The sequence below is a fragment of the Candidatus Colwellia aromaticivorans genome (assembly GCF_003333305.1).
GTDB lineage: Bacteria > Pseudomonadota > Gammaproteobacteria > Enterobacterales > Alteromonadaceae > Colwellia > Colwellia aromaticivorans.
Window position 1 is genome coordinate 1 of the sequence record NZ_QOLD01000054.1, and the last position, 17,679, is coordinate 17,679.

At 36.0% G+C, this 17,679-nt stretch carries 17 protein-coding genes; 15 read left to right on the forward strand and 2 right to left on the reverse strand.

Annotated features, from left to right (window positions below; all coding sequences use genetic code 11):
• Window positions 1-289: 289 nt before the first annotated feature.
• Window positions 290-508, reverse strand: coding sequence for a TIGR02922 family protein (locus DWA31_RS08060; protein WP_114326092.1), 219 nt, complete (start codon window positions 506-508; stop codon window positions 290-292).
• 956 nt (window positions 509-1,464) lie between these two features.
• On the opposite strand from DWA31_RS08060, the gene DWA31_RS08065 reads away from it, so the two are divergent.
• From DWA31_RS08065 to DWA31_RS08135, 15 genes are all read left to right on the forward strand, one after another.
• A complete protein-coding gene (locus tag DWA31_RS08065; RefSeq protein ID WP_114326093.1) occupies window positions 1,465-1,932 on the forward strand; it encodes a flavodoxin domain-containing protein in 468 nt (155 codons plus the stop codon).
• 466 nt (window positions 1,933-2,398) lie between these two features.
• Window positions 2,399-4,288, forward strand: coding sequence for a tRNA uridine-5-carboxymethylaminomethyl(34) synthesis enzyme MnmG (gene mnmG / locus DWA31_RS08070; protein WP_114326094.1), 1,890 nt, complete (start codon window positions 2,399-2,401; stop codon window positions 4,286-4,288).
• Between the two features lie 33 nt (window positions 4,289-4,321).
• Window positions 4,322-4,957 (forward strand): 16S rRNA (guanine(527)-N(7))-methyltransferase RsmG, encoded by a 636-nt coding sequence (rsmG, locus tag DWA31_RS08075; protein WP_114326095.1) that lies wholly within the window; start codon window positions 4,322-4,324, stop codon window positions 4,955-4,957.
• 19 nt (window positions 4,958-4,976) lie between these two features.
• Complete coding sequence (locus tag DWA31_RS08080) at window positions 4,977-5,813, forward strand: ParA family protein (protein WP_245942552.1); 837 nt, start codon at window positions 4,977-4,979, stop codon at window positions 5,811-5,813.
• A 14-nt stretch (window positions 5,814-5,827) separates the two neighbouring features.
• Entirely contained in the window at window positions 5,828-6,721 is an 894-nt protein-coding gene (locus DWA31_RS08085; RefSeq protein ID WP_114326096.1) for a ParB/RepB/Spo0J family partition protein, read from the forward strand.
• A gap of 78 nt (window positions 6,722-6,799) precedes the next feature.
• Window positions 6,800-8,974 carry a bacteriohemerythrin gene (locus DWA31_RS08090; RefSeq protein WP_114326097.1) on the forward strand — a complete coding sequence of 725 codons (2,175 nt, stop codon included), beginning with the start codon at window positions 6,800-6,802 and terminating at the stop codon, window positions 8,972-8,974.
• A gap of 560 nt (window positions 8,975-9,534) precedes the next feature.
• Window positions 9,535-9,915: an ATP synthase subunit I gene (locus DWA31_RS08095; RefSeq protein ID WP_114326098.1), complete on the forward strand. Its 381-nt coding sequence runs from the start codon at window positions 9,535-9,537 to the stop codon at window positions 9,913-9,915.
• Between the two features lie 58 nt (window positions 9,916-9,973).
• Window positions 9,974-10,759, forward strand: a complete 786-nt coding sequence (gene atpB, locus DWA31_RS08100; RefSeq protein WP_114326099.1) for a F0F1 ATP synthase subunit A — start codon at window positions 9,974-9,976, stop codon at window positions 10,757-10,759.
• A 197-nt stretch (window positions 10,760-10,956) separates the two neighbouring features.
• Window positions 10,957-11,175, forward strand: a complete 219-nt coding sequence (atpE, locus tag DWA31_RS08105; protein ID WP_114326100.1) for a F0F1 ATP synthase subunit C — start codon at window positions 10,957-10,959, stop codon at window positions 11,173-11,175.
• 50 nt (window positions 11,176-11,225) lie between these two features.
• Entirely contained in the window at window positions 11,226-11,696 is a 471-nt protein-coding gene (atpF, locus tag DWA31_RS08110; RefSeq protein WP_114326101.1) for a F0F1 ATP synthase subunit B, read from the forward strand.
• A 12-nt stretch (window positions 11,697-11,708) separates the two neighbouring features.
• The gene (gene atpH / locus DWA31_RS08115) at window positions 11,709-12,242 is read left to right on the forward strand and encodes a F0F1 ATP synthase subunit delta (protein WP_114326102.1); all 534 of its coding nucleotides are present in this window, start codon (window positions 11,709-11,711) and stop codon (window positions 12,240-12,242) included.
• 15 nt (window positions 12,243-12,257) lie between these two features.
• The gene (atpA, locus tag DWA31_RS08120; protein ID WP_114326103.1) at window positions 12,258-13,799 is read left to right on the forward strand and encodes a F0F1 ATP synthase subunit alpha; all 1,542 of its coding nucleotides are present in this window, start codon (window positions 12,258-12,260) and stop codon (window positions 13,797-13,799) included.
• A 38-nt stretch (window positions 13,800-13,837) separates the two neighbouring features.
• Window positions 13,838-14,701 (forward strand): F0F1 ATP synthase subunit gamma, encoded by an 864-nt coding sequence (atpG, locus tag DWA31_RS08125; RefSeq protein ID WP_114326104.1) that lies wholly within the window; start codon window positions 13,838-13,840, stop codon window positions 14,699-14,701.
• 102 nt (window positions 14,702-14,803) lie between these two features.
• Window positions 14,804-16,189 (forward strand): F0F1 ATP synthase subunit beta, encoded by a 1,386-nt coding sequence (gene atpD, locus DWA31_RS08130; protein WP_114326105.1) that lies wholly within the window; start codon window positions 14,804-14,806, stop codon window positions 16,187-16,189.
• A gap of 59 nt (window positions 16,190-16,248) precedes the next feature.
• Window positions 16,249-16,671, forward strand: a complete 423-nt coding sequence (locus DWA31_RS08135) for a F0F1 ATP synthase subunit epsilon (RefSeq protein WP_114326106.1) — start codon at window positions 16,249-16,251, stop codon at window positions 16,669-16,671.
• 166 nt (window positions 16,672-16,837) lie between these two features.
• On the opposite strand, the gene DWA31_RS08140 is transcribed toward DWA31_RS08135, so the two are convergent.
• Entirely contained in the window at window positions 16,838-17,044 is a 207-nt protein-coding gene (locus DWA31_RS08140) for a hypothetical protein (protein ID WP_114326107.1), read from the reverse strand.
• Between the last annotated feature and the right edge of the window lie 635 nt (window positions 17,045-17,679).

Genomic DNA, 17,679 nt, shown 5'->3' on the forward strand with positions numbered 1-17,679 from the left:
AGCAGTGGGTCTACTGATGAGTTGTTATTTTAAGCACTGATCATCATAAAAGAACAATCGGGTGAATACGTTCTTATCGGCAATTTATTCTGCGGCAAATAACAGCGGGTTCACTCCGGCAGCAACACAAGCAGACATTAGTTAATAAGCGCCATTCAATACTTCAGATTAGATTTTGTACCAACGCCTCAAACAAGAACCTATAATAGTTAGGTATAGTGTAACTAAAAGGTACACTCATTTTCTTTAGGATGGTTACCAGATATTTTTATTCAGACTCAATAATTGACTAAGCGACATTGACGATGGGCAAAATACGATCGCCTATTTTATCTAAAATTTGAATTTCACCTACGCATACAGCAATAATTGATTTACCTTCTTTAAACCCTTCAGCTATGACTACTCTTCCTTGCTCATTGCTTGGTATTAATTTCACTTCGTGTAGTAATTCAAGTGATTCCTCTTGATAATAAATGATAGTGACTTGGGTTAAATTTTGCAGCATGTTGGACCTTTTTATTATTGTTCTGCATCCATGCTGTGGTTACATATAGTACCTTATAAATAAAATACACCCTAAAGTAAAGGCTTTTTTGTTCGATAAATATACGGATATTAAAATGCCGTAGAAAATAACTTTCAGCTCATGACAAAAAAAATCACACTGCGTACATTGCCCTATCAAGATAAAACATTGATTTTGATAAGATTATATATGGCAAAGAATTTGAAGCTAATGTCTGCAATGCGCAAAAAGACCTTTCAAAATATTTGGCTAAATTTTGCACCGATTAATTTCTAGAATGAAATTTAGATTAGTTTTTGTATTGATAATATCCCAAAATGATGTGTGGTTTACCGTGCCCTTCTTTTTGATTTTTTACTTATATATCAAAGTTCCGTTCCCTAAGTTATTCACAGACTCCATCTATACTGGAAAACATAGAACCAGCAGGAATATCTATTGCCCTTATGTATAAAGCACTATCTTTAATCTCCTTGTCTAAGATATAAGCTTCTATATTATCAAGATTAGTAACAGTCGTAATAGCTTAGTGTGGTACTAACCTAGGATTGTCTATTGCAATAAACTCCATAACAGAAAGGTGCGGAAAAGCCGGATCTAAATTTTGAATTTGTGTATATTTACTTTGCCATAATAAATGAAGTTTTTTACTATTACATCTAATAAGTAATTCATTAGAAAATATATGGCAAAAACTTTAAAGTTATTGGCCGATTGAACGCCAAAATAAATAAGTAGAACAATCTTAACTAGCGGTGAAATTTTATCCTTTTATCACTACTTTTTACTAAAAAACACTAACCATATACTACTCAATCAAAGAAAATTTCGGCTAAAAAACTCTCACTTTATTACCTCAAATAACAAAATATCAGTTAAATTAATTGCTCGATAATATTACAATAACCCCATAATTAACTATTGGAAATTGTTATATGAGCACATTTCAAATCATTGTTGGTAGCATGCTAGGTGGAACAGAATATGTTGCTGAAGCCTGTGAAGAACAACTAAACATACTTGATCATCAGGTAAATTTACATTTAAAACCAGACTTCACATCGATCCTTAAAAACACATTTGCTCAAAATACCACCAAAAAACAGGTTTGGTTAATATGTACGTCAACTCATGGTGCTGGTGACTTCCCTGACAATATTCAAGCTTTTGTAACTGATCTTAAAAATTGTGAACAAGATCTATCCTCAGTTAGCTTTATGATCATAGCGATCGGAGATTCTAGTTATGATACTTTTTGCAAAGCTGGCGTAGAATTAGATAAGACTTTAAAAACAAAAGGTTGTAAAGAGTTAATAGCGATCAATATGCTAGATATGAGTGAAGATATCGATCCAGAATTACTTGCCCAAAACTGGTTAAAACAAAATATAGATCTTTTATAGTGATCTTACTCATAACTTATTCACAATATAGATCACATATTAAAGCCATTGTGGATACTTTAGTGAATAAGCTATTAATTTAACTTTATTATTCAGTGGTTAACTTTTAAATTAAATGTCCCTGTGTATAACTAGGTGTTTTGATCAAAGCTTATTTGCTACTTGATCAAGTATTGATCACAGACTTATCATTCAGGTAACTCTATATAAAATATACTTAAAAATGGCTTACACACAGAAATATCATTCCTTAATAAGTAATAGTAATAAGATCTTTATAAAGATCTTATAATATATTAGAGAGATCGGTGTCTGATCTTTTTAATCATTTGATCGTTTCCCTCAAGCCAAAAAAGCGCTAAAATATGTCTCCTGATTTTTCGAATTACTTTTTTTGATGAAAATAATTTCATCAAGCTGAGTTATTTATTTTTTATTAAAAACGTAACCCTGAAGGTTTAGATTTATGTGGTATCAAGAGTTTTATGATGTAATCGTTGTTGGTGGTGGTCATGCTGGCACCGAGGCCGCACTTGCCTCTGCACGAATGGGTTGCAAAACTTTGCTGTTGACTCACAACATCGATACGTTAGGACAAATGTCTTGTAATCCTGCCATTGGTGGTATTGGTAAGGGTCATTTAGTAAAAGAAATTGATGCCTTAGGTGGTTTAATGGCTACTGCCATTGATCATAGCGCTATTCAATTTAGAACATTGAATGCTAGCAAAGGCCCTGCCGTACGAGCTACACGTGCCCAAGCAGACAGAGCGCTGTATAGATCTTTCGTTCGAAAAAGCTTGGAAAATCAAGAGAATTTAACTATTTTTCAGCAACCTTGTGATGATCTGATCTTAGAAAATGATCGTGTTGTTGGTGTCTCTACTCAAATGGGACTAAAATTTAAAAGTAAAACGGTAGTGCTAACCGTAGGAACTTTCCTTTCTGGCCTAATACATATTGGTTTAAACAATTATCAAGGTGGCCGAGCAGGTGATCCTGCTAGCATGAATTTAGCCGCTAAAATGCGTGATATGCCATTTAGAATGGATCGTTTAAAAACAGGTACGCCACCTCGTTTAGATGCGAGATCGTTAGATTTTTCAGTAATGGAAGAACAACCCGGTGATACACCCCGACCTGTATTTTCATTTATGGGATCACGAAAGGATCATCCTGAGCAAATTTCGTGTTATATCACGCATACTAACGAACAAACTCATCAACATATTCGAGATGGTCTTGATCGTTCACCGATGTATACAGGTGTCATTGAAGGAATAGGCCCACGATACTGCCCTTCTATTGAAGATAAAATCACTCGTTTTGCTGATAAAAACTCTCACCAAATATTTGTTGAACCAGAAGGTTTAACTACTCACGAAATTTATCCTAATGGTATTTCTACGAGTCTACCTTTCGACGTACAAATGAATTTAGTGCGTTCAATTAAAGGTTTTGAAAATGCCTTTATAACTCGTCCTGGTTATGCAATTGAATATGATTATTTTGATCCCCGTGATTTAAAACAATCGCTAGAAAGTAAATTTATTGAAAATCTATATTTTGCGGGACAAATTAACGGTACTACGGGTTATGAAGAAGCCGGTGCCCAAGGACTTATTGCAGCAACTAATGCGGCTAATCGTGTTAAGGGTAAAGATGAGTTTACTTTAGGACGTGATCAAGCCTATATGGGTGTGCTTATTGATGATCTATCTACATTAGGTACTAAAGAACCCTACCGAATGTTTACATCACGTGCCGAGTATCGTTTATTACTACGTGAAGACAATGCTGATATTCGTTTAACTGAAAAAGGACGATCAGTGGGTTTAGTTGATGATCTACGTTGGCAGCGTTTTAATGAAAAAATGGAAAATATTGAATTAGAACGTCAACGATTAAAAGATACTTGGGTGCAAAAAGACCATGCTTGTGTTGAACAAGTAAATAAATTACTTAAAAGCCCAATGAGCAAAGAAGCAAGTCTTGAAGATCTTATTCGTCGACCTGAAGTGCGTTATGAAGATTTGATGAAAATTGAAGGACTAGGACCTGAAATTGCTGATAAGCAAGCTTCAGAACAAATTGAGATTCAAACAAAATATGCCGGTTATATTGATAGACAGCTTGATGAAATAGCGAAGAAAAATCGTAATGAAAACACTTTGATTCCACTGGAATTTGATTATCATCAAATATCGGGTCTTTCTAATGAAGTGGTTGCTAAGTTAAAAGATGCACGACCAGAAACTATTGGTAAAGCTTCTCGAATTTCTGGTATTACTCCTGCTGCAATTTCGTTATTATTGGTTTACTTAAAAAAACATGGTTTACTAAGCAAAATAGCTTAGTAAGTTCAGTCAGTATTAATAAAGCAATAAAAAATGACTCTAACAACGGATTTAAAAGCATTACTTGCGAAAACAACATTACAAGTATCTGAACAACAGGTGCAATTACTTATTCAATATGTAGAGCTTTTACATAAATGGAATAAAGCGTATAACTTAACGTCTGTTCGTGATCCACAGCAAATGCTTGTTAAGCATATTATGGACAGCTTAATGGTAGGCGAAGTATTACAAGGTGAAAACTTTATAGATGTAGGTACTGGCCCTGGTTTACCGGGTATTCCACTGGCTATTTTATATCCAGAACGAAATTTTGTACTATTAGACAGTTTAGGAAAACGTATTACTTTTCTGAGACAAGTAGTATTTCAATTAAAATTAACTAATGTTCAGCCAATAAAAGCACGCATAGAAGAATACATTGTTGAAACGCCTTTTGATGGGGTGTTAAGTAGAGCCTTTTCTTCACTTAATGACATGGTTAGTTGGTGCTCACATTTAATTACTATTGAGCATGGACAGTTCTTCGCATTAAAAGGACAATACCCAAAGGATGAATTAGCACAATTGCCTGACAATATAAAATTAGTGTCTACTCATAAAATAACTGTTCCTGAGCTTGTTGGTGAACGACATGTTATTGTATTAAAAAAATGTATTGAAAAATAAATTTTAAAAAGAGGCGTTTGTGGGAAAAATAATTGCAGTTGCAAATCAAAAAGGTGGGGTTGGAAAAACCACTACCGCGGTTAATTTAGCCGCCTCTTTAGCCGCAACTAAGCGCAAAATATTATTAATAGACCTCGATCCGCAAGGTAACGCCACTATGGCAAGTGGTATTGATAAATATGAAGTACCAGCCACCTGCTATGAACTATTAATTGAAGAACAATCAGTAGAACAAGTCGTTCAAACAGAAACCTCCGGTCTTTATGATCTTATTGCTGCTAATGCAGATGTTACTGCGGCTGAAATTAAGTTGATGGAAGTATACGCACGTGAGCAAAGACTAAAAACAGCATTAGCACCCGTAAAAGACTATTATGAATTTATCATTATTGACTGCCCTCCTTCATTAAATATGCTTACCGTAAATGCTATGACCGCAGCAGATTCTGTGCTTGTACCTATGCAGTGTGAATATTATGCTTTGGAAGGTTTAACTGCTTTAATGGATACTATTTCTAAATTAACCACTGTAGTTAATAGCGATCTTCATATAGAAGGTATTTTACGTACCATGTATGATCCTCGTAACCGTTTAGCTAATGATGTTTCAGAGCAATTAAAACGTCATTTTGGTGATAAAGTATATCGCAGTGTTATTCCTCGCAATGTTCGTTTAGCTGAAGCACCTAGTTTCGGCTCACCTGCTATGTATTATGATAAATCTTCAACAGGCGCTAAAGCTTATTTAGCATTAGCGGGAGAAGTGTTACGTAAAAATAGCCCAGTTAAAAATACAAAAATAGCGTCATCTTCATCAGAGAGTGAAGCTTCTGCAATTGAAAAGTCAGCTGAATAAATTCAAGGAATATTATGAGCACAGCAAAACGACGCGGATTAGGCAGAGGTCTTGACGCTTTACTTACTCCCCAAATAAAAGCGCCTGTTCTAGATGGTGAAAAAGAAAGTGGTGAATATACACCAAAGGATGGGGATTTAAGAAAAATAGCAATAGATAAATTATCACCAGGAAAATATCAGCCGCGTAAAGATATGTCAGATACCGCGTTAGAAGAACTATCACTATCTATTCAATCTCAAGGTATTATTCAACCGATTGTTGTTAGACTATTAGATGAAGTAAAAGGCGAGTATGAGATTATTGCTGGTGAACGTCGTTGGCGTGCAGCTCAATTGGCTCAATTAACAGAAGTTCCTTGTATAATTAAAGACGTACCTGATGAGTCAGCGGTTGCGATTGCTTTAATTGAGAATATTCAACGGGAAGATCTTAATGCAATGGAAGAAGCTATTGCGTTAGAACGTTTACTAACTGAATTTGATTTAACACATCAAGAGGTTGCTATTGCGGTAGGTAAATCTCGTACTACCGTTACAAATTTATTACGTTTAAATAATCTAAATGATGAAGTTAAAACCTTTTTGGAAAATGGCGACATTGAAATGGGTCATGCGCGTGCATTATTAGCACTTGATGATGATTTGCAAGCTGAAGCGGCAAGAACAGTAGCAACAAAAGAATTTACGGTGAGAGAAACAGAAGCTTTAATTAAAAAAATTCAAAACCCAAGTGAAGAAAACCCAGTAAAAGAGAAAGATCAAAGTAGTGTTGCTATTGAGCAAAACCTCGCTGATAAATTAGGGCTCAAAGTTACTGTCAATCATAATAAAAAAGGTAAAGGTAAATTAGTAATCTCTTATACTAATTTAGCTGAGTTGGAAGGTTTACTCACAAAAATTAATTAGCAAACCGTTGTTTATCACTCAAGTAATCAGCCTATATATTAAATAATAATAATAAAAAAACAAAGGGTATTAACCACTATGAGCAATATTGAGTGGAATGACGGAATGAGTGTTGGCGTTGAGTCAATAGATGAAGATCATAAGACACTTTTATTGTTAATTAATGAAATCAATGACGCTATTAATAATGGCAGTACTCATCTTGTAATTATCGGTATCTTTGAAAAGTTAGAAAAACATGTCAAAAAACATTTTTCTAAAGAAGAATTATTGTTAGAGCAATGTAATTATGGAGATATAGAAGAACATAAACAGCAGCACCTTGATTTTCTAAATAAAATTCATGAACTTAGAGATAAATTATTACATTCAGATACCGTTGAAGTAGCTAAAGAAGTTCATTTATTTCTATTTAATTGGCTAATGACACATATTATTATTGATGATATGTCTTATGCACAAACGGTGCATGATAATGGCCTAGCAACCACTTCAAAAACTAAAAACTCCTTTTTAAGTCAACTATTATGCAATATTGGCCAAAAAATAACGTTAAATAAACGTATTTTTTTAAGTGCTTTTGTCCCCATTATTAGCTTTATGTCACTATGTATTTTTATTTTTTGGCAAAGTTTTGTGCATTACAATAGCGCACAGCAGTTACTAGGTCTTAGTGGTGCCATTCGCAATATTAATAACCTTTCCCACAACCTGCAAATTGAGCGTGACTTATCTTCACAGTATATAAGCTCAAATTATCAGGAGAATTATACTAGGTTAACAGAGCAGAGATTTAATACAGATACAGCATTAAATAATTATGAAAAGAATTTATCTCTATTGTCACCACCATTGATTAATGATGGTATGCAGCTTTATATTAATGAAAGTAAAGGGTTATTGGTAAGTTTAAATGAAAAACGCCAGACTATTGATGAGCAACTTAGCAATGTTAATAATATGCAGAAATATTATCAGAGCACAATTGAAACCTTATTAAACCTTTATGATGGCATGATTTTATTAGATATTGAGGGTGATTTTTCCCGTAATATTACCGTTATATCCGTAATAATTGATTTAAAAGAAGCTGTAAGAAAAGAGCGTGCTTTGGGTATGAATTTACTAGAAAATCAAGAGTATGATAAATATCAGTTATTTTTCCAGTTAATTGGCAAACAAGAAGGACTATCAAGAACTTATAATAGTCTTACTAGTAATCAGAAAAATATTGAGTGGAAGCAACTTGATAGCAGTAAAGAATTTAATGTAGTTAAACAAATTGAAGCAGATATTATTAGATCAAGCACAGACAAAACTCAGATTGAAATAAGTAGTGAACAATGGTTTAAATCCATGACAAGTAAAATAGATCTGCTTGAGCAATTAACTAAACAACTTGTTGTAAATACTGAAACTTCCATTAATGAGACAATTGATTACCAGCAACAACTTGCTTATAGCATTGCGATCATATTGCTCTTTATTATTATAATGACACTTGTTATATCTTGGTTATTAGCTAAAAGCATTATTTTCCCTATACGCCGTATAACCAAAGCAATGATTCACTTATCTCAAGGGTATAGAAATTTACGATTTACGAATCACTTTGCTCATGACGAAATAAGTAACATCATCAATGCTTATGAATATAGCCGCCGTAAGTTATTACAAGCTGATATAGCAGCAACGCTTACAACGGTAAAACTGACTATTTTTGAAGATCAAAAAGAAGATGAAAAAGAAATACCTCTCTCATTTTCCTCACTAGATAGATTAACAGGCGTGATGAATAGACGTAAATTTAATGAATTGGCAGAACATGAATTAATGCGAGTTAAACGTTATAAACATGGACTTGCATTAATGATTATAGATATTGATAACTTTAAAAAAGTGAATGATACTTATGGTCTTGCAACCGGTGACCGTGTATTACAAGAATTATGTCAAGTTTGTAATGCTAATGTACGAAATACAGATATCTTTGCACGTATTGGAGGAGAAGAGTTTGTTATTCTTATGCCTGAAACCAAGATACAACAAGCTCATGCTTTAGCTGAGCGTATTTGTACATCGGTAGAAAATCACACTGTAATCATTAATGATACTAAAATAAAATTTTCTGTCAGCGTAGGAGTTACTGCGTGGGATGAAAGTATTGGTGTTATGAGTTATTTACTAGAAAAAGCGGAGAAGGCTGTTTATGCAGCTAAAGTTGATGGTCAAAATAGAGTTGTTATCAAGTAATTGTCTTTAACTAAATGTACGTTTAAGCAACTCGTTGATCTGAAGTAACAGAAAACACTACCCTGTAACAGATTTTGTTCGCCTTTTTTAAAGAGAGTAAAGCGTTTAAATCGCGGCGAGTAGTATCTAGCCTAATCATTCTAAGCAAATACTACTCAACAAATCGCTGCAAAAACAATCTCGAAAGATCAACAGCCCCTATTATAAACAAGCTATTTTTTAACTTTGTAATAGGTATGTTTATAAACTTCTAGGTTGTTTTACGATTTTTGTCTTAAATAATATTTTTTTATTCATCCGAGCTTTATACTTGAGAATGAAGTGGCTATATACTTTAGTTTAAGTAAGTTGAAGAAAGGTCTAATCCTTTAGTCGTATTTATTAAATAAATAGTAATTATTCGCAAAAAATGAGGGCTTCTCTGCCCTATTTTCTTGCAAAAACAACCACAATGGGTATACTTGCGAAAAGTTTTTACTTATAAAGTTTTTACTTTAAAAGAGCACATAGCTTACAACTTTATTCGTATGCTTTGTTTTAACTTTATGTAAGAAGTAATAATGATAAATAAACTTACTATTGCTGGTCGAAGGCTAGCATGGCAACAAAATATTTTAGCCATTAGTGTTGTTTTATTATGTTCATTACTCAGTTATTTTATTTGGGGATTAGACCATGCTAAGTCAATTTTGACTGCAGGTGTAGTAACGATAATTCCCAATATAGTTTTTGCGCTTAAAGCATTTAAGTATGCTGGAGCCAAATCGTCTAAATTAGTGGTTGAATCCTTTTTTAGCGGTGTAAAATTGAAAATGGTATTAACGGCTTTGTTATTTGTACTCGCCTTTAAATTTTTAGTACTACTGCCAATACCTTTTTTTAGCATGTTTTGTTTTGTAATGGCTTTACCATTAGTAACGCCCTTTTTTATTAAACAATAGCTAATAAAATAGTAACAAAAGAATTTTATTTTAAACTTTAATCATTAGGAACATTAATATGTCTGCTGCTGCTGAGTTAACCAGCCAAGAATATATTAAACATCATTTAACCAATTTAACTGTCGGTGAAGGTTTTTGGACCTTACATTTAGATACTTTAGGTTGGTCGGTGTTTTTAGGCTGTATTTTTCTTTATATTTTTCGCTCAGTTGCTAAAAAAGCAACAACGGGTGTACCAGGTAAATTACAATCTGGCGTCGAATTAATTGTGGGATTTGTTGATGATAGTGTCAAAAGTACTTTTCACGGCTCTAATCCTTTAATTGCACCATTAGCCTTAACCGTCTTTGTTTGGGTGTTATTAATGAATGCGATGGATTGGGTACCTGTTGATTTACTACCTTGGTTAATCGCTACGGTTGGTGGTGTTGAAATGTCGCATGTTTACATGAAACCTGTACCAACAGCAGATCCAAATATGACTTTTGCATTGGCATTAGGCGTATTTATTCTAACAGTTTACTATTCAATTAAAGTGAAAGGTGTTGGTGGCTTCATTAAAGAGCTTACTACGCAACCTTTTGGTCATTGGACAATGTATCCAATTAACTTTGTATTAGAATTGGTTACCTTATTAGCACGTCCATTATCATTAGCCTTACGTTTGTTTGGTAACTTATATGCGGGTGAGTTGATATTTTTACTTATTGCAACCATTGGTTTATTCCAATTGCCAGTACACTTTTTATGGGCAGCGTTCCACTTGTTGATTATCCCATTACAGGCTTTCATCTTTATGATGTTAACTATTGTATATCTTAGTTTAGCGCATGAAGATCACTAGGTTTTCTAAGCAAATTTAGAACGACGGAGTCGGCTCTTATTGTAGAGTAGAAGGCAGGAAGCCTAAAAAACTAATTTACATTGATGGGGTTAACTCTATTAATGGGGACAGGATGTCCCAAAGAACATTTTTTGTACAACTTTTTAAACTTTAACTTTTAACTTTTTAACATTAACTTTAAATTATCGGAGATAAATATGTTATTCATCGCTGTTGCGTTATTAATCGGTCTAGGTGCTTTAGGTACTGCGATTGGTTTTGGTATTTTAGGTGGCAAGTTCTTAGAATCTGCTGCTCGCCAACCTGAACTAGCACCACAACTTCAAGTAAAAATGTTCATCGTAGCGGGTCTTATTGATGCTATCGCGATGATCGGTGTTGCGATCGGCCTATATATGTTATTCGTACTTGCTTAATAAGTAAGTTACTAGAATTTTTAACGAATAACTAATTAGGAGGTACACAAATGAATATTAATGCCACATTAATAGGTGAGTTAATCGCATTTGTCGTATTTGTAATTTTCTGTATGAAGTTTGTATGGCCACCAATTATGGCTGCCATCGAAGCTCGTCAAGCAATTATTGCTGATGGACTTGCTGCTTCTGACCGTGCTGCTAAAGATCTTGAGCTTGCTCAAGAGAAAGCTACAGCCCAATTAAAAGAAGCTAAAGTTGAAGCTGCGTCTATCGTTGATGCTGCTAAAAAACATGAAGCCAAAATTGTTGAGGAAACAGCCGGTAAAGCACAAGCTGAGAAAGAAAAAATCTTAGCTTCTGGTCATGCAGAAATCGAAACTGAACGTAACCGTGCTAAAGAAGAACTACGTAAACAAGTAGCTGTTCTTGCTATAGCTGGTGCCGAGAAAATTCTTGAGCGTTCAATTGATGTCGCTGCACACAGCGATATCTTAGACAAACTCGTCGCTGAACTTTAAGAGGAAAGAGCTATGTCTGAATTGACAACTGTCGCTCGTCCTTACGCTAAAGCAGCGTTCGACTTTGCTGTTGAAGCTAAAGCAATTGATAGCTGGTTAAGCCAGCTAACTTTTGCTGCTGAAGTTGCTAAAGATGTAACCGTTACCGGTTATATATCTGGTGGAGCATCAGCAGAGCAAGCACAAACATTATTTTTAAATATTTGTGGTGAACAAGTAGACAGCCAAGGCCAAAACTTTTTAAAAGTAATGGCAGAAAACGAACGTTTGTTGGTGCTACCACAAGTTCTTGAACAATTTATAGCATTAAAAGCTGAATTTGATCAAGAGGTCTCTGTGGATGTAACCTCTGCTGTAGAAATAACAGCAGAGCAAAAAACAACATTAAGCGCCGCGCTTGAAAAGCGCTTGGCACGTAAAGTAAAGCTTAATTGTTTTGTTAATGCGAGTATCGTTTCCGGTTTAGTAATACAAGCTGGTGACATGGTAATAGATGGTTCAATCAAAGGTAAACTGAACCGCTTAGCAACAACACTACAATCTTAGATAAGGGAACAGAGCATGCAACTGAATTCCACTGAAATCGCTGAACTGATCAAGAATAGAATTGAACAGTTTGACGTTGTCAGCGAAGCTCGTAACGAAGGTACTATCGTTTCTGTAACAGATGGTATTATTCGTATCAATGGCCTTGCCGATGTAATGCAAGGTGAAATGATCGAACTTCCTGGTAGCCGTTTTGCTATCGCGTTAAACCTTGACCGAGATTCGGTCGGTGCGGTAGTAATGGGTCCTTACGCTGATTTAGCGGAAGGCCAAAAAGTTAAAGGTACTGGTCGTATTTTAGAAGTACCAGTAGGTCGTGGTTTATTAGGCCGCGTAGTTGACACATTAGGTCAACCAATTGATGGCAAAGGCCCAATTGATAATGATGGCTTCTCTCCAGTAGAAGTTGTAGCACCAGGTGTAATCGAACGTAAATCAGTAGACCAACCAGTTCAAACTGGTATTAAGTCTATCGATTCTATGATTCCAATTGGTCGTGGCCAGCGTGAATTAATCATTGGTGACCGTCAAATCGGTAAATCAGCGATTGCAATTGACGCTATCATCAACCAAAAAGACACGGGTATTAAGTGTGTTTACGTAGCTATAGGTCAAAAAGCTTCTACTGTAGCGAACCTTGTTCGTAACCTAGAAGAGCACGGCGCGTTATCAAACACAATCGTAGTTGTTGCATCTGCTTCTGAAGCTGCAGCATTACAATACTTAGCACCATACGCTGGTTGTTCAATGGGTGAATACTTCCGTGACCGCGGTGAAGATGCGCTAATCGTATATGATGATTTGTCTAAGCAAGCAGTTGCTTACCGTCAAGTTTCATTACTTTTACGTCGTCCGCCAGGTCGTGAAGCATACCCAGGTGATGTTTTCTATCTTCACAGTCGTTTATTAGAACGTGCTGCTCGTGTAAACGAAGCATACGTAGAAAAATTCACAAACGGTGAAGTTAAAGGTAAAACAGGTTCATTAACTGCATTACCAATTATTGAAACGCAAGCGGGTGATGTATCTGCTTTCGTACCAACAAACGTAATTTCAATTACCGATGGTCAGATTTTCTTAGAATCTAACTTATTTAACTCGGGCATCCGCCCAGCAGTTAACGCCGGTATTTCAGTATCTCGTGTTGGTGGTGCTGCTCAAACGAAAATCATCAAGAAACTTGGTGGCGGTATTCGTTTAGCTTTAGCCCAATATGCTGAATTAGCAGCATTTGCTCAATTTGCATCAGATTTAGATGACGCGACTCGCGCTCAATTAGAGCATGGTCAACGTGTTACTGAATTGATGAAGCAAAAGCAATACAGCCCATTGTCAATCGCTGAAACAGCAGTGTCATTATTTGCCGCAGAAAAAGGCTTTTTAAATGATGTTGAAATCAACAAAATTGTTGATTGTGAAGCGGCGTTACATACCTATGTAAACAATGAGCATGCTGAGCTGATGGCTACTATCAACGAAAGCGGTGACTACAATAAAGATATCGAAGCTAGTTTGAATAAGACACTTGAATTATTCAAGTCTACGCAAACTTGGTAATAGAATCTTTAATTAAGTAACCTTTTTGGAGAAGAGTCATGGCCGTTGGTAAAGAAATAAAAACCAAGATTGCGAGTGTTAAAAATACTCAAAAGATCACAAGCGCTATGGAAATGGTTGCCGCTAGCAAGATGCGCAAAGCGCAAGAGGGCATGGCAGCCTCTCGTCCATATGCGACAAATATACGAAATGTGATCGGTCATATCGCGCTTGGTAACTTAGAATATCGTCATTCCTATTTGGAAGAACGTGAAGCTAAGCGTGTTGGCTACATTGTCGTCTCAAGTGACCGTGGTTTGTGTGGTGGTTTAAATATTAATTTATTTAAGAAAGTACTTGCTGATGCTTCACAAAAGCAAGCATCAGGTGCTGAAGTTGAATTTGGTGTAATTGGCTCAAAAGCCACATCATTTTTCAATAACATGGGTGCTACAGTATCTGCACAAATATCGGGCTTAGGTGATGCTCCTTCACTAACTGACTTAGTTGGTAGTGTAGCGGTAATGCTTAAAGCTTATGATAACGGTGAAATTGATAGGCTATACGTTGTGTATAACAAATTTGTTAATACCATGACGCAAGAAGCGACAATTGATCAATTGTTACCTTTACCTAAATCAGATGACGAAGAAATTAGTCATCGTTGGGATTATATCTACGAACCAGACGCTAACGCTTTGTTAGATAAGCTGTTAGTTCGTTATATTGAATCTCAAGTATACCAAGGTGTTGTTGAGAATATTGCTTGTGAACAAGCAGCGCGTATGGTTGCAATGAAAGCTGCAACTGATAATGCGGGTGATTTAATCGACGACCTACAATTGGTATATAACAAAGCGCGTCAAGCAGCGATTACTCAAGAATTGGGTGAAATTGTTGCTGGTGCAGCTGCGGTAGGGTAAGCAGAATAATTCTGTAACGAATTAGTCTGATAACAATTTTCGTAATTTAACGAAAAGTTAGCTTAAGCAATGCTTGGCTAACTTAAATTAAGAGGAATAAACATGAGTACAGGTAAAGTCGTCCAAATAATTGGCGCAGTTGTGGATGTTGAATTTCCACAAGATGCCGTACCTCAGGTATATGACGCAGTAAAAGTAACCGAAGGTAACCTTGAAGGTTTAGTACTTGAAGTTCAACAGCAGCTTGGTGGCGGCGTTGTACGTACTATCGCAATGGGTTCCTCAGACGGTTTGCGTCGTGGCCTGAATGTAGTAAATACAGGTGAAGGTATCCAAGTTCCCGTTGGTGTTGAGACTTTAGGTCGCATCATGAACGTACTTGGTGAGCCAATTGATGAAGCTGGCCCTATCGGCGAAAAAGCTCGTTGGTCTATTCATCGTGAAGCGCCTGCTTACGCAGAACAAGCAATGTCTAGCGAATTGCTAGAAACTGGTATCAAAGTAATCGATTTAGTTTGTCCATTCGCTAAGGGTGGTAAAGTTGGTCTTTTCGGTGGTGCTGGTGTTGGTAAAACAGTAAACATGATGGAACTTATCCGTAACATCGCAATCGAGCATAGCGGCTATTCAGTATTCGCTGGTGTTGGTGAGCGTACACGTGAAGGTAACGATTTCTATCACGAAATGAACGACTCTAATGTACTTGATAAAGTATCGTTAGTGTACGGTCAAATGAACGAGCCTCCAGGAAACCGTTTACGTGTTGCCTTTACTGGTTTGACTATGGCTGAAAAATTCCGTGACGAAGGTCGTGACGTTTTATTCTTCGTAGATAACATTTACCGTTATACTCTTGCGGGAACTGAAGTTTCAGCACTACTTGGCCGTATGCCATCAGCGGTTGGTTATCAACCAACACTTGCTGAAGAAATGGGTGTATTACAAGAGCGTATTACTTCAACTAAGAAAGGTTCAATCACTTCAATTCAAGCAGTATATGTACCTGCAGATGATTTAACTGACCCTAGCCCTGCAACTACTTTTGCGCATTTAGATGCAACTGTTGTATTAAGTCGTGATATTGCTTCGCAAGGTATTTACCCTGCGATTGACCCACTAGATTCAACTTCACGTCAGTTAGACCCATTAGTGGTTGGTACTGAACATTATGAAACTGCTCGTGGTGTACAAACGTTATTACAACGATACAAAGAACTTAAAGATATCATCGCCATCTTAGGTATGGATGAGTTATCTGAAGAAGATAAGCAAACTGTATTCCGTGCACGTAAAATACAGCGTTTCTTATCTCAGCCGTTCTTCGTTGCTGAAGTATTTACAGGTTCTCCAGGTAAATATGTATCATTAAAAGACACCATAGCTGGCTTTAAAGGCATTATAGCTGGTGATTATGATGACATGCCTGAGCAAGCATTCTACATGGTTGGTTCTATTGAAGAAGCCGTAGAGAAAGCGAGTAAGATGTAATCATCTAGTAAGTATCTAAGCTTTGGTTTAGATACTTACATTATTAGAGGTCGAGTCAAATGGCATTATTTACTGTTAATCTAAATGTTGTTAGTGCACAAGAAAGCTTGTTTTCAGGCAGCATTAAATCATTACAGATCACAGGTAGTGAAGGTGAGTTAGGTATTATGCCTGGTCATGCACCTTTATTGACCTCACTAAAACCTGGTATGGCATTAATCACTAAAGAAGATAATAGCGAAGAAGTTATATATCTTTCGGGTGGTATGTTAGAAGTTCAACCAAATCAAATTATCGTACTCGCTGATGTAGCTTGTCGTGCAGATGACTTGGATGAACAAGCAGCGCTAGAAGCAAAACAACGTGCAGAAGAAAACATGAACGCTCATGGCGGAGATGTTGATTATGCCGCTGTTGCTGCTGAATTAGCACGTGCAGTTGCACAATTACGTGTTATTCAAGCGTCTACTAAGAAAAGCTAACGTGTAGGCGATATGTTAATCGCTCTATAAAAAGTTTTAGTGAATTAATTTAAATGCCCTGTTACTACTGTAACAGGGCATTTTTATTTGTGTGATGTAGTCTATTATTCGCTAACGCTATAACCTTATGCTTCTAAACAAACGTTACGCGCTTTATTGTAGTTAGTCAGTTGTTCGTTTGATAGCTTTGAGCTTGAGATGCTTGTTGCTGTGCAGCGGCTTGAGAAGCAGCCGGCTGCTCTGGTACAGCTCTACTAGTTTGTCTTCTACCTGCAATAGCACCAACAGCGGCATATTTTGGTGCGCAACCAATAGCGCCACGCATACCAGAACCACGTTTAGGGTCTTGTGCCACTGGAGCAGTTGTAATCATTGTGACAGTGGGGTTGCTGCGACTTGTGGTTGTGTGGGATCTACAGCTGATTGATCTACTGCCCATGTATGACAACTGTATTCGGCTTTTTGTTGTTGATCTGCTGTTTGTCCATTTTAAGGAAAAACAAACTGTCGGGCGTTAACAGTTTAAAATGCCAAGCTTGAAAGTAATAAAATTAAGGTTTTATTTGATGAATGTGACATGGTTTACTTCCTTACACGTTATATATACAGTAAAAATAGATGAGATAACTATAGAAAGGTTACCTATGTTAACAAGTTAGTTATGTTAATGTTAAATATGATTTTAGTACATAAAGCCTTTTAATAAAGTACGAATACTTTTGTAGATAAACCTGTTATGCTAAATATACAAGAAATGCCAATTGAAATAATGAATCGACCAACTTAGAGTTACGTAGTGAGCTTAGAACAAACAAAATGAGTTAAACATAGTGATTCTATATTTTATTCATTTTGACAAGGGAATAACCCTTATCTTCAATCAATGCCTTGCCTCTAAGCCTTTTAATTTTCGCTAAGTGGTACATTCATTAATTCAATTGGTATAAGCTCTGACTTAGTCTTATTAACCAAAATTTATTACAAGGCTCGATATAGCGTTAGCTTAGA